The 13817-nt window shown below is 40.8% G+C and carries 8 protein-coding genes and 5 tRNA genes; 2 read left to right on the top strand and 11 right to left on the bottom strand.

Going from position 1 to position 13817, the window contains the following annotated elements:
• The 9 genes from rsxC to SFRI_RS11170 form a co-directional block, all read right to left on the bottom strand.
• Positions 1–2541 carry an electron transport complex subunit RsxC gene (rsxC, locus tag SFRI_RS11210; protein ID WP_011637630.1) on the bottom strand — a complete coding sequence of 847 codons (2541 nt, stop codon included), beginning with the start codon at positions 2539–2541 and terminating at the stop codon, positions 1–3.
• Positions 2535–3113: an electron transport complex subunit RsxB gene (gene rsxB, locus SFRI_RS11205; protein WP_041413579.1), complete on the bottom strand. Its 579-nt coding sequence runs from the start codon at positions 3111–3113 to the stop codon at positions 2535–2537. Before rsxB ends, rsxC begins: the two co-directional genes overlap by 7 nt.
• Positions 3114–3115: 2 nt before the next feature.
• The gene (gene rsxA, locus SFRI_RS11200) at positions 3116–3694 is read right to left on the bottom strand and encodes an electron transport complex subunit RsxA (protein WP_041413578.1); all 579 of its coding nucleotides are present in this window, start codon (positions 3692–3694) and stop codon (positions 3116–3118) included.
• Between the two features lie 139 nt (positions 3695–3833).
• Positions 3834–5732 (bottom strand): EAL domain-containing protein, encoded by a 1899-nt coding sequence (locus tag SFRI_RS11195; RefSeq protein WP_011637627.1) that lies wholly within the window; start codon positions 5730–5732, stop codon positions 3834–3836.
• A 364-nt stretch (positions 5733–6096) separates the two neighbouring features.
• Positions 6097–6172 (bottom strand) — tRNA-Asn (locus SFRI_RS11190).
• Positions 6173–6205: 33 nt separating this feature from the next.
• Positions 6206–6281 (bottom strand) — tRNA-Asn (locus tag SFRI_RS11185).
• Between the two features lie 29 nt (positions 6282–6310).
• Positions 6311–6386 (bottom strand) — tRNA-Asn (locus SFRI_RS11180).
• Positions 6387–6409: 23 nt separating this feature from the next.
• Positions 6410–6485 (bottom strand) — tRNA-Asn (locus SFRI_RS11175).
• Between the two features lie 33 nt (positions 6486–6518).
• Positions 6519–6594: transfer RNA gene (locus tag SFRI_RS11170), tRNA-Asn, on the bottom strand.
• 1548 nt (positions 6595–8142) lie between these two features.
• Between SFRI_RS11170 and uvrB the strand changes: the two genes are divergently transcribed.
• Positions 8143–10164: an excinuclease ABC subunit UvrB gene (gene uvrB, locus SFRI_RS11165; protein WP_011637626.1), complete on the top strand. Its 2022-nt coding sequence runs from the start codon at positions 8143–8145 to the stop codon at positions 10162–10164.
• Positions 10165–10480: 316 nt separating this feature from the next.
• Here uvrB and asnS read toward each other — a convergent pair whose 3' ends face one another.
• Positions 10481–11881, bottom strand: a complete 1401-nt coding sequence (asnS, locus tag SFRI_RS11160; RefSeq protein ID WP_011637625.1) for an asparagine--tRNA ligase — start codon at positions 11879–11881, stop codon at positions 10481–10483.
• A gap of 181 nt (positions 11882–12062) precedes the next feature.
• Between asnS and SFRI_RS11155 the strand changes: the two genes are divergently transcribed.
• Positions 12063–12398: a hypothetical protein gene (locus SFRI_RS11155; protein WP_011637624.1), complete on the top strand. Its 336-nt coding sequence runs from the start codon at positions 12063–12065 to the stop codon at positions 12396–12398.
• Between the two features lie 113 nt (positions 12399–12511).
• Here SFRI_RS11155 and SFRI_RS11150 read toward each other — a convergent pair whose 3' ends face one another.
• Positions 12512–13087, bottom strand: a complete 576-nt coding sequence (locus SFRI_RS11150) for a CoA pyrophosphatase (RefSeq protein ID WP_011637623.1) — start codon at positions 13085–13087, stop codon at positions 12512–12514.
• Positions 13088–13817 lie beyond the last annotated feature (730 nt).

Raw genomic sequence — 13817 nt, 5'->3', positions numbered from 1 at the left:
TTATAGTTCCTCTTGCTTAGCACTGTTAGCGAGTTTTTTGGCTTTCGCTTTAGCAACCGCGGCAGCAATTCTAGCCTTTTTGTCATCAACTGGGATTGCTGCAATTGTTGTATCAATTTCGATTGCTGGGTTCACTTCGTTTACCGTATCGCGAGTCTGAACTCCGTCTACGTCATTTGTCGCGCTAGAATCACTAGCTAATGCCGCTTTCTTGGCTTTCGCTTTAGCAACAGCGGCAGCAATTCTAGCCTTTTTGTCATCGACAGGTGTTACTGCAATTGTTGTATCAATTTCGATTGCTCGGTTCACTTCGTTTACCGTATCGCGAGTCTGATCGCCGTCTATGTCATTTTTCTCGGTAGAATCACCAACTAATGCTGCTTTCTTGGCTTTCGCTTTGGCAACGGCAGCAGCAATTCTAGCCTTTTTGTCATCGACTGAGGTTGCTGTAATAGTTGTATCTACTTCGATTCCCGGATTAACTTTGCTTATAGTATCGCGAGTCTGATCACCGTCTACGTCATTTTTCTCGGTAGAATCACCAGCTAATGCTGCTTTCTTGGCTTTCGCTTTGGCAACGGCAGCAGCAATTTTAGCTTTTTTGTCATCGGCCGGGTCTACTACACTTGTTGTAGCCGTTTCATTTACCGGACTAACTTCGTTTACGGTATTGCTAGGCTGTTCGGCGTCTACGTCATTTTTCTCGGCAGATTCATTAGCTAATGCCGCTTTCTTGGCTTTAGCTCTGGCAATGGCAGCTGCAATTTGTGCTTTTTTGTCATTGGCGCGATCGATGGTGTCGACAGGCATATCATTTGTTACCGTAGCAACATCACTTTGATTATCTTTCTGAGACTGAGTAGCCAAGGCGGCTTTTTTAGCTTTCGCGCGTTCAATCGCAGCATTAACCGCTGTTTTCTTCGCGCTGGTAGCGTCTATTGCTGCTTTTGTTGTAGTGGTATCAGGTGTTGTTGCCGCAGGATCAGCAGTGATGCCTTCTGCTGCTTGTGCTTTTTTAGCAGCGATGCGTGCCATTGCAGCTGCTACCGCATCTTTATCACCGGATTTCATATTCGCTTGACGTTTAGCGGCTGCTTGTTTTGACTTTTCTTCGCGAGCATTTTTTTCATCTTCAAGTCGTTGCAAGCGTGTTTCGAAGCGAATTTTTGCTTGTTCAGCTTGTAGCTTTTCTTCAGCAGCATTTTTCAATGCTGATTTTGCGACACGATAATATTCAACTAAAGGAATGTCACTTGGGCATACGTAGCTGCAACAACCGCATTCAATACAATCTTTTAAATTGAAACTAGCAGCTTTGTCATATTCTTCGGCTTTTGCGTGCCAGAATAGTTGTTGCGGTAATAATAATGCGGGGCAAGCGACTGCACACTCACCACAACGAATGCAGGCTTTTTCATCTGGATCTGGGGCTATTTCTGCTTGGCTTGGTGTTAATAAACAGTTGGTGCCTTTTAATATAGGTACATCAAGATCGGCTAATGCGTATCCCATCATGGGGCCGCCAACGATGACTTTTTGTGAACTTTCTGGCTGGAAGCTGACTTGACTAAGGGCATCTTCAACTGTTGTGCCTATTCTAAGCCAATAGTTTCCGGGTTTACCGATGGATTCACCGGTTAACGTCACCACTCGTTCAATGAGTGGTTTGCCTTGTAATACCGCTTCTTGAATTGCATAGGCTGTGCCGACGTTATGCACCACAATACCAAGTTGAGCAGGAATGGCGCCACTGGGTACTTCTTTGCCAGTAATAATTTGAATAAGTTGTTTTTCGCCACCAGAAGGGTACTTAGTCGGAATAACGGTGACGCGGATCATGTCGTTAGGCAATGAACTGCGACGAATAGCAGACTCCATTGCTTGGGCCGCTTCAGGTTTATTATCTTCAATGGCGATGATAATACGCTGTGGGTTAAGCAAATGATGAATAATACTAATACCCGTTAATATTTCATCACTGAATTCACGCATTAATCGATCGTCAGCACTAATGTAGGGTTCGCACTCTACTCCATTAATAATGACTAAATCGATTTCACTCGCTGGATTGAGTTTGACATGGCTTGGAAACGCCGCACCGCCCATTCCTGCAATACCTGCTTGCTTTATTTTGGCTAAAATATCGCCTTTGGACAGTTGTTCAATTTTACTTGAGGTAAGTTCACACCAAGTATCAAGACCATCAGCTTCGATAATGCAACTCAACACGGGCAATGATGAGGCATGGTTGCTACCATGTTGCTCAATCGCGACAACGGTCCCTGAAGTAGGAGCATGAACGGGTAAATAAATAAAACCAGCACCTTCAGTGAGTGGTTGTCCTTTTAAGACCGAGTCGCCGACCTTGACACTCAAGGTCGCTTGTTGACCAACAAGAGGAACCGGTATCACAAATCGCGATTGCAGTGGCAAAGATGCGATGGTGCTTTGATTGGAAAGTGATTTAAGTTCAGGTGGATGGATCCCGCCAGGAGAGCGCCACAAAGTACCTTTATCTAATTGCTCTAATAACGTTAGCACCGTTTGTCCTCTTGCTCAGGATTAATCACGTTGACAGGGATAGCACGTAACTTCCAATCCCAATTTTGTATTGTGGTTTCAACTGGGATCATATCAATACAATCGACAGGACAAGGCTCAACACATAAGTCACAGCCAGTACAATCTTTGGCAATAACGGTGTGCATTAATTTACCGGCGCCTAAAATAGCATCAACCGGACAGGCTTGAATACATTTGGTACAACCAATACATTCATCTTCACGGATGTAAGCGACTTTTTTTACACTGGCTTGCGCCTCTTCGCCTAATGCTTCAGGTTCAACCCCCATAAGCTCAGCAATCTTTTCCATGGTAGCAGTACCACCTGGAGGGCATTTATTGATTTTATCGCCATTCGCTATTGCCTCAGCATAAGGGCGGCAACCAGGGTAACCACACTGGCCGCATTGAGTTTGCGGTAACAGGGTTTCAACTTGATCAATAATAGGATTTCCTTCAACTTTGAATTTCTTTGAGGCAAAACCCAAAATGACGCCAAACACTAATGCTAAAACGCTTAATACAGCAACAGCAATCAATATACTCGATATCATTAGTTCACTAGCCCCGCAAATCCCATAAAGGCTAATGACATTAAACCGGCAGTGATCATGGCAATAGCGCCACCTTTAAAAGGTAAGGGCACATCTGCAGCGGCTAATCGCTCACGCATGGCCGAAAATAAAATTAATACTAAGGAGAATCCAACCGCCGCACCAAAACCATAAATAGCAGATTGAATAAAGTTATGGTCTTCATTGACGTTAAGTAAAGCTACACCTAATACCGCGCAGTTAGTCGTGATCAGCGGCAAGTAAATGCCCAAAGCACGATGTAAAGATGCACTGGTTTTTTGGACAACCATCTCAGTAAATTGCACTACAACTGCAATAACCAAAATAAAACTCATTGTACGTAAGTAGTTGAGGTCAAATGGTTGCAGTAGAAATTCATTGGTGAGATAACTCAGAATAGAGGCTAGGGTCAACACAAACGTGGTTGCCATCGACATGCCAATTGCTGACGCCAATTTGCTCGACACCCCCATAAAAGGGCATAGACCTAAGAATTTTACCAGAACGAAGTTATTCACCAGCACTGTGCCGATCAACAGGAGAAGATACTCTGACATTGCTACAATTTTTTGACCAATAGATCCCAGTATTATCTTAGGTTTGGCGCCGATAAACAACGGATAAAAAATAAGGTTAAACATAAAATGTTTAACCTTGGAATAAAATGGCTATTTTTACCGTCTATTAACGACTTTTTTACTGTTTAATTAACAATGCTTCAGGTTTAGCAATATAATATCCTTGTAGACCATCCACTAAGAGTTTTTCTAGGACAAGCTTTTCATCTTGTTTTTCAACTCCGGTGGCAATGACACGAATACTGATGCGTTTAGCGATATCAACAATCATCCGTATAAAGAATTTATTGTTGTTATCCTGTTCAATATTATCACTATAACTGCTGTCCAATTTGATAAAGTCAGGACGGACCTCGCGGAAAAATTTAAATGAGGTAAAACCTAAACCAAAGCGTTCGACAGCGACTTTAGCGCCAACTTTATGGATCTCAGTAACAAATTTATGGCTAGACTCTAAGTTAGCCTGCATTCCAGACTCATTGAGTTCAAACACTAAGCGGGCAGCAGTACCACGGTGTTTAGATAATATATCTTTCAACCACACGGTAAAACTGTCTTGTAGTGCTGAGGATGCACTAATATTCACCCCCATTTTTCCTGAAATACTCGGATTTTCACTTAACACTTTAATGGTTTGAGTGACTATCATTTTATCGAGTTCTACACTCATTCCATAACGCTCAGCCATTGCAATCACTGTGGTTGTGGGTAAATGTTCACCTTCGGAGTTATAAAACCGAGCCAAAAGCTCACGGTAAACTTCGGTGTCATTATTACAGGGCTGAATAGGTTGTTGATAGAATTTGATACTTCGACGGTTAATCAAGTCGTCAATGGTGACTTTCCAATGGTCATTACCGAATTGCTCATTAGCGGATAATTTTTCCAATTGATAGTAGCGATTGGGTCCTAGTGTTTGTGCCACGCTGACGGCTGTATCAGCTAAAGTCATCAATGCTACTGGTTCAATTCCTTGTTCGTACGGAACCATACCGGCATGTGCAACAGAGTCACTTTTTGTGCTTTGAGCATATTCATCAAGATGGCGCTTAAGTTGCTCTAAAAATCGTTCACCCTCTTTAAGAGTAATACTTTCAATGAAAACAGCAAAATCACCGCTAGATACCCGAAAACATTCACTCAATCCGAGGTTTGTAACTGATTTTCGAATACAAGTAGCCAGTTTAGCTAAATAATCATCACCAGCAGCACGGCCATGAAGTTCGTTAATCGTTGCCAGTTCTGCGGCCTTAATAACAACCAGAACACCATACTGTTGCTTATCTTTTTTGCTAATGGCTTCAATATGTTGTGTAAAGCGTTGTCGAGTAGAAAAGCCACTCACGGGATCTTGATAAGCCGCTTTAGTTAATTGTTCATTTTCTTTGCGTACGCGATCTAGACTGAGTTTTAATTGACTACGACATATTTCTAATGCTTTGCCGATGGGGTGTAGCACCCCTGGGAAGCGAGATTTTTCAATGGCTAGGAATGATAAGTCTGGAATATGAGTAATGTATTCGGCGGCATAGTTAATTCTTTTACGATGTAATTGCATTAACACTGCAAATAACAACATCAAAGCGATATAAGCGGTAATCAATAATGTTGCCGTTTGTTCTAAGTCATTAAAACTAGGTGACAACACACTCGCAGTGTCTAATCTAACTTGTAAGCGCCCGTCAGGAAAATCTTGCACATGACCTAATTCAACATTAAAAATCTCGCTGGCAAAATCGTCAGCAGGACGAAGTAAGCTGCCATGAGTAAAATTTTCATTGCTGTCAGTATTATGGATATATTGGAAAAATTGAAAAGAAAACACTTTAGACATACGTTGGTATAGCGCTTCTCCACTACCATGCCATTGATCTATGGTTTGCACATATTGCTGGTAATTAGCACGTGCTATTTCACCTTGTTCTTGTACTTCGTTGTTTTCCACCGTGTAAATTCGGTAAATTAATAAACCGAAAACGATAAAAAGGACAAGCTGAAAGGATTTCGATAAGCCCATAAAACAACCATTCCCATGAGTGTGTGGCTAAACTTTCTCGGCCTTGCACAAATATTGTGCAATAGATGTTCGACCGTGTTGTCTAGCCAATAATATAATGCTTTAAATAATAATGCTTTAAATAGTTTATATAATAACCAATATCATCATAGCAGAAATGAGAATAAATAATTACTAATCTAAGGTATTATTAATAATAGAAAAACTAGCAATATAGTACTAATCAATACCGTTAAATTAACGGTTACAGAGACGGTAAATTAAACTATTGATTAAGATATTGAAATTATAGGGTAGGTTAGGCTGTTTTGTGCTTTAGTAGGGAATGTTGCGGGATTATTGTGGATAATGTTGCGTTTAATAATGGCTCCCCAGACTGGACTCGAACCAGTGACATACGGATTAACAGTCCGCCGTTCTACCAACTGAACTACTGGGGAAACGTATTATTACTATTGACACTTATGTTGAAATGGCTCCCCAAACTGGACTCGAACCAGTGACATACGGATTAACAGTCCGCCGTTCTACCAACTGAACTATTGGGGAAGCGTAATATTTCAAATGTGTTATCTCGATGGCTCCCCAAACTGGACTTGAACCAGTGACATACGGATTAACAGTCCGCCGTTCTACCAACTGAACTATTGGGGAATTATTTCGATAACGGTAAACGTTGGCTCCCCAAACTGGACTCGAACCAGTGACATACGGATTAACAGTCCGCCGTTCTACCAACTGAACTATTGGGGAATTACGCTTACTTCTCAACTCTTAACACTAAATTGGCTCCCCAGACTGGACTCGAACCAGTGACATACGGATTAACAGTCCGCCGTTCTACCAACTGAACTACTGGGGAAACGTTTTTAGCAATGTATTGCTGAGAACGGAGCGCATAGTAAAACGCTCTGGTAACTGAGTCAACTCGAGTTATAAAAAAAAACGCATTTATGTGACTAATTGGTTACCAAACACACATCGTGAACGACTTTTGGGCATTTGTGTCGATTTTTAAACAATGAAAACAAAATGAATCACTTACTCTAAACATTCGTTTTCATGATTTTAACGGCAATATTTTGCGCATATCATGTTTTTGGTGTCAATTTTTGCGTTTGTAGGTTCATCCGCTGTAGCTCGATGTGATTTTATTTTGTAACTTAACACTTTATCAGTACAACTTGGTCTAGGGAGATAGAGTAAATCGGTTTGATGACTAGTCAGTAATATCAACTTACCAATTGTTGGTACTTATTAAGCCGAATTTAAATGCGAGCAAGGGCCTTATTGCAACACAATGTCATTTTAAGCAAACTGATAGCCGCATACCTTGATATTTGATATTTGATAATTGTTTATTTTCCTGAAGAGGGATTGATTTGATGAAGCTTGATAGATGTTGTTATCTACAGTTTCTTGAGGAAAGGTACGTTAATGATATTTTAATCAGTGAAGGAATGGATACATTTAGCTAGTAAGCTTCGTCACCGAGTATTACATTGTTTGTGTTGATGAGATTACACGGCTATTACTGGTGATATTATTCATCTATCGTCACATACTGGATGAATACTATTGTACTGCTACGACTACATACGAAGTTGTGATTGAAAGATAACGGTTTGAGTATGGATATTATCGATGAGACGGAGTGTGTACTTAGTCAATGATGTTTAGCGATACGGGGGAGTTGAATGTGTAGGGTAATTGGTCAAAGATCGCCAAGTTGATCGGTCTTCAATGCGTTGCTAAAATATGAGCTGACAACAATTTTAAAATAATAGCTGAACTATTGTCGCTATCTTTCGTATTAATGCGCAAATGTAATTTAATTTCATCACGACTTTCTTACGTTTTTATGAAACTCACTCGGGCGCTACCCCGCAGTAGTATTGGGCTTTAGTGACTTATCCACTAAATCTGTGGATAAACTTGTGGACTTCTACTGTAAATGAGCTGCTAACCCTTGTAGTGCTTGAGTTAGACTTAAATTGGTACAATTATTTAGCGATAAGTTAAGTTGTTTATTATCAGTTAGATACTAAAATCAACTACTTTATTTATTCACTGTTCTCTCAAATGCAAAATTGTAATCTCTTTGGATAGCCGATTGTGTATTAAATTGTGGTTTAAGCTCGGTTTTTAGCGCATTCATGGCCTTTTATACTGATCTAATCGATTTGTTGATAACTTTCATATTACGATCATTTTGTTGTCATATTGATGAACTAAGTGACGGATATTGATCTGAATAAAGCCGGTCGAAATTAAAAAATGTGATGTGTTTTTTTCACCGATAGAGTCATTATTTTAAGCTAGGTCAGAAGATGTTCAGTGCTATTATGTATCGCCATTAACCTGTATTTAGGTATATGATAAATGGTTCAATAGAATAGGAAACCATGTTGTGTCAGAGTCAGTATTTTCCCTTGAGTCCAAATTCGAACCCGCCGGCGATCAACCTACAGCGATAAAAAAATTAGTAGATGGCTTAGAATCTGGCGTTGCTAGCCAAACGTTATTAGGCGTAACAGGGTCAGGTAAAACTTACACTATCGCGAATGTGATTAAGCAAATGGGCAGGCCAACTATCATTATGGCGCCCAACAAAACACTTGCTGCGCAACTTTATGGTGAGATGAAAGAATTTTTTCCGCATAACGCGGTTGAATACTTTGTTTCTTATTATGATTACTATCAACCAGAAGCTTATGTACCCGCTTCTAATACCTTTATAGAAAAAGATGCATCGGTGAATGCCCATATCGAACAAATGCGTTTATCGGCCACTAAAGCGCTATTAGAGCGTAAAGATGTGGTGCTTATTGCCTCAGTGTCAGCCATATATGGTTTGGGCGATCCAGATTCTTATATGAAGATGTTATTGCATTTGCGCCAAGGTGATTTTATGGGCCAACGTGACATCCTCATTCGGCTTAGTGAATTACAATACAAACGTAATGATATTGAGTTACAACGCGGAACATATCGTGTTCGCGGTGAAGTGATAGACATTTTTCCGGCAGAATCTGAACGCGAAGCTATTCGAATAGAATTATTTGACGACGAAATAGAACGCTTAAGTGAATTTGATCCTTTGACCGGGCAGATTAACAAACGAATAGCACGCGCCACCATTTATCCCAAAACGCATTATGTAACGCCAAGAGAGAAAATATTAGCGGCAACTGAAGAGATCAAAGAAGAACTCAGAGAACGTCGTCAATATTTACTCGATAACAACAAATTAATTGAAGCTCAACGGATCACCGAGCGCGTTCAATACGACATTGAAATGATGGTCGAGCTAGGATATTGCTCAGGGATTGAAAACTACTCTCGATATTTATCAGGCAGATCCTCTGGAGATGGGCCACCAACATTATTAGATTACTTACCTGCCGATGGTTTGCTGATTATTGATGAGTCACATGTGACAGTGCCGCAAATAGGGGCGATGTACAAAGGCGATAGAAGCCGGAAAATGAACTTAGTGGAGTATGGGTTTCGATTACCATCAGCATTGGATAACCGGCCGTTAATGTTTGAGGAGTTTGAACGGTTGATGCCGCAAACTATTTTTGTTTCAGCAACACCCAGCTTATATGAGCTTGAAAAAAGTACCGGCGAGATAGCAGAGCAGGTGGTAAGGCCAACTGGGTTACTCGATCCTGTGCTGGAAGTTCGGCCCGTGGGCATTCAAGTTGACGATTTGTTGTCTGAGATCCACAAACGCGTGGCGGTTAATGAACGTGTGCTGGTAACCACATTAACCAAACGGATGTCTGAAGATCTGAGTGAATACCTTGATGAACATGGGGTTAAAGTTCGTTATTTACATTCGGATATTGATACTGTTGAGCGCGTAGAAATTATTCGTGATTTACGCTTGGGGCGTTTTGACGTACTGATTGGCATTAACTTATTACGTGAAGGTTTAGATCTACCTGAAGTGTCATTAGTGTGTATTTTAGATGCCGACAAAGAAGGCTTTTTACGTTCAGAGCGCTCACTTATTCAGACCATCGGCCGCGCTGCTCGTAACGTTAACGGTAAAGTCATTCTGTATGCGGACCGAATAACAAACTCAATGGCTAAAGCCATGGGAGAAACTGAGCGTCGCCGTGAAAAACAGCATCAACACAACCTTAAGCTGGGTATTGTGCCTCGTGGAGTAGTGAAAAGTATTACCGATGTAATGGATGTGGGTGATACTAACTTCAGTAAAGGTACCCGTAAAAATCACTCTAAATTTGCTGAAGTGGCAGAAGAACGCGCGAAATACACCAGTATTGCCGACTTGAGTCATCAAATTGATAAACTGGAAAAACAAATGCATGAACATGCTAAAAACCTAGAGTTTGAGCAAGCTGCCGCAGTGCGTGATGACGTCAAACATTTACGTGACCTGATTATTGTAAATAGTTAACCGACTGAAAAAGTGTAGTTTAAGGTAAAAAGATGGCCAGTTTATCAATTAAAATATGAAAAACTGGCCGAAAATGTTATTTATAATGACAATACAATATCAGCTAATTTATCTTGAATTGACCAATTTGAGCTCGTTACTGTTGCGATAACAGACCGACTTGGATACTGGCAGTATTTGATTGCTGGAAATTCTAGGCAGAATGTATTATGGAAACTGTGAATTAGATAATACATTTTGAACAAACAAGATAAATTTTGTTCATAAAAAAACGCGCCAATTGGCGCGTTGATATGGTTCTATTTTATGGAGATAATTAGAAACTGGCTGAGCGTGGGGCGCGTGGGAATGGGATAACATCACGAATGTTGTTAACGCCAGTCACATACGACACTAAACGCTCAAAACCTAAACCAAAACCTGAATGAGGTACGGTGCCATAACGACGTAGGTCACGATACCACCAGTAATCTTCTTGGCTTAAATCCATTTCAGCTAAACGTGCATCTAACACGTCTAAACGCTCTTCACGCTGTGCGCCACCGATAATTTCACCAATACCTGGTGCTAACACGTCCATTGCGGCAACAGTCTTGCCATCATCGTTTAAGCGCATATAGAAAGCTTTAATGTCTTTCGGGTAGTTCTTAACAACAACAGGCGCTTTAAAATGCTCTTCAGCTAAGTAGCGTTCGTGCTCAGATTGTAAATCAATACCCCATTCAACTGCGAATTCAAACTTCTTACCACAGTTTTTAAGGATTTCAACTGCATCTGTGTAATCCACTTGAGCAAAATCACTGCTTACGAATGCTTGTAAACGTTCGATAACGGTTTTATCAACACGTTCGTTAAAGAAGTTTAAATCATCCATGCGTTCTTCAAGCACTGCGCTAAACGCGAATTTCAACATTTTTTCCGCTAACTCAGCCGCATCATCTAACGTTGCAAATGCCACTTCAGGCTCAACCATCCAGAATTCTGCAAGGTGGCGAGTGGTGTTTGAGTTTTCGGCACGGAACGTTGGGCCAAAGGTATACACTTTAGATAATGCACAAGCATACGTTTCAGCGTTTAACTGACCTGACACGGTTAAGAATGATTCTTTACCGAAGAAATCTTTATCGTAATCGACTTTACCTTCAGCTGTGCGAGGTAGATTTTCCATGTCTAAAGTAGACACACGGAACATTTCGCCAGCACCTTCACAGTCAGAAGCTGTAATTAACGGGGTCGATACCCAGATAAAACCTTCTTGATGATAGAAGCGGTGAATCGCTTGCGATAAACAGTTACGAACACGAGCTACGGCACCAATAATGTTGGTACGTGGGCGTAAATGGGCAAGTTCACGTAAATGCTCAATAGAGTGGCGTTTGGCCGACATTGGGTAAGTATCTGGATCGTCAACAAAACCTGTGACCACAATTTCAGTGACTTGTAATTCAAATGCTTGACCAGCGCCTGGAGAGGCAACTACTTCACCCGTCATTACGACAGAGCAGCCAGCAGTCAATTTCAATACATCGTCATTGTAATTGGCTAGGCTATTAGGCAAGACACCTTGAATAGGGTCGAAACATGAACCGTCATACACGGCCAAGAAAGAGATACCCGCTTTTGAATCACGACGAGTTCTTACCCAGCCACGGACAGTGACTTGCGAACCAACGGCGTGTTCACCTTTAAATACAGAAGCGACAGATGCAATGCTCATTGTTGCTTTATTCTCCAACGTATCGAATATAAATATAAAATTGGGGTTTATCTTACCTTGCTGGTGGCTTTTCTCAAGCTGAAAACGCTATTCTAGGGTGATTAATGTGATACTTTTGAGTAAGTCGGTTAAATATATGGCTAATTAGCCTTTATATTCTCTCGTAAACCAAGGAAAGGCCATGTCTCGTTTAGGAATTATACAGGTTGTATTGACCGTTTTGTCGTTATTAGGCTGGAGCTTAGCCATTTATGCTTTGATTATTTTTGGAGAAGCCAGACCTGATCGCGCGGTAGGTTATTTTTTGAGTAAAGGTGCATCGGTACGATTAAACTGGGATCCTGAGTTAACCATTAAATTAGAGTATTTAATATGGTGGTGTGCTGGGGTTAGCTTTTTGAATCTGCTGGTAAACTTTTATGCAAAAGCCACCACTCGAATTGGTTTTTGGGTCAATATTCCGTTGTTGTTTTTGGTATCACTCGCAGCAGGTTTGTATATTCGCTATGTGGTGTAACATCACTCTGTGGATGCTTGGAACAATAGAACTAAACTGAATAGATAAAAGTTGATTATTTCAACTATCAATCTCAATCATCAATTGGGTATTACATCATGCGTGTGGTGTGATTAATTATCTTCTATGTGATGACACAGCAAATCGATAATGGCTGCCGTTACTCCCCAAATAAATTTGTCTTCAAATGGCATAAAGTGAACTTGATAATGTTCGCCGTGGCGATAATGAAATATTTTGTGACGGTTACTTCGCTCAATAAAAAAATTCAATGGTACTGAGAAACAATCATCCACTTCACCGGGGTCGAGCACCAACTCAAATGGCTGCTTTACCATCGCCACGACAGGGGTGATCTCAAAACCGGTAAAGGTTTTATGGGCTGGAAACACGCCTAAAACATCAACATTTTCTGACAATAAGCCAATTTCTTCGTGAGCTTCGCGCAACGCAGTGTGGATGGCATTAATATCATCAGGCTCAACTTTGCCGCCAGGAAAACTAATTTGCCCTGGATGGTGACGTAAATGCATTGGGCGTCGGGTTAAAATTAGATGTAATTGTTGCTCTATTTCAATAACAGGGATTAACACCGCAGCTTTGCGGCCAAGGTATGATGGGGGCGCAGAAGGGATGATTGAACCCAGACGATGTAAATTATAGCGTAAGGTAAATTCGTGTTTATTCATTGATGTTTTTAAATCCAATTAATAGCCTATTCGGTGTCATACCTATTCGATTAATTATGTGCTCAATCAGAGTCACTCAGTTTTTCAGTTTGAAACGCATTGTTGAAAGAATGGTTGTTTCCTTGTAAAACAATGCAACAAAGAAATGGAAAGCCTCTGTGGCTCTCAAGGGCGGGGTTCTGCACCTTCTATGCTGCTTAATATGCTTTTGACGTACGATTACATGGTCTATTTTTTGCCATAAAAAATAAGACATTTCCACCATCCATGGCGGTCAGATGCAGGAGATAGAGCAACGCAGCAGCAGTTGCCCAGAACAACGATGCCTAACAATCCTATTATTTACCTAGAAGCCACAGAACTCCCACTGAATGACCTGATAGTTAATCGAATTGGTATAAATATCCTGCAATGGGTAGCGCCCAGCAACTCATAGCATAACGATTTAATAAGCCTATCAGAATGCTCAATAGTTTGTGTAATTTGTTTGCTGCACGATTAACCGCTCCTACTTGATATCAGCCGTCTACACAACAATCCGAGTAACAATAATAATAGTGACATTGATTGCTTAATTGCGCCATTTTGTGACGCGCGCCCGATTATCGTGCATTTAATAGTCCTAAAATGATTGTGTGTGTAAACATTTGAATGTCAACATCGATTGGTAAGTCACTGATTTTTAGTTAGTAATCGTTGTCATTTTATTGCCATTAATCTGTCTTCAATT

The sequence above is a fragment of the Shewanella frigidimarina NCIMB 400 genome (assembly GCF_000014705.1).
GTDB classification, from domain to species: Bacteria; Pseudomonadota; Gammaproteobacteria; order Enterobacterales; family Shewanellaceae; genus Shewanella; species Shewanella frigidimarina.
The sequence above is the reverse complement of the archived record's forward strand: the minus strand, read 5'-3'. Positions and strand labels throughout refer to the sequence as shown.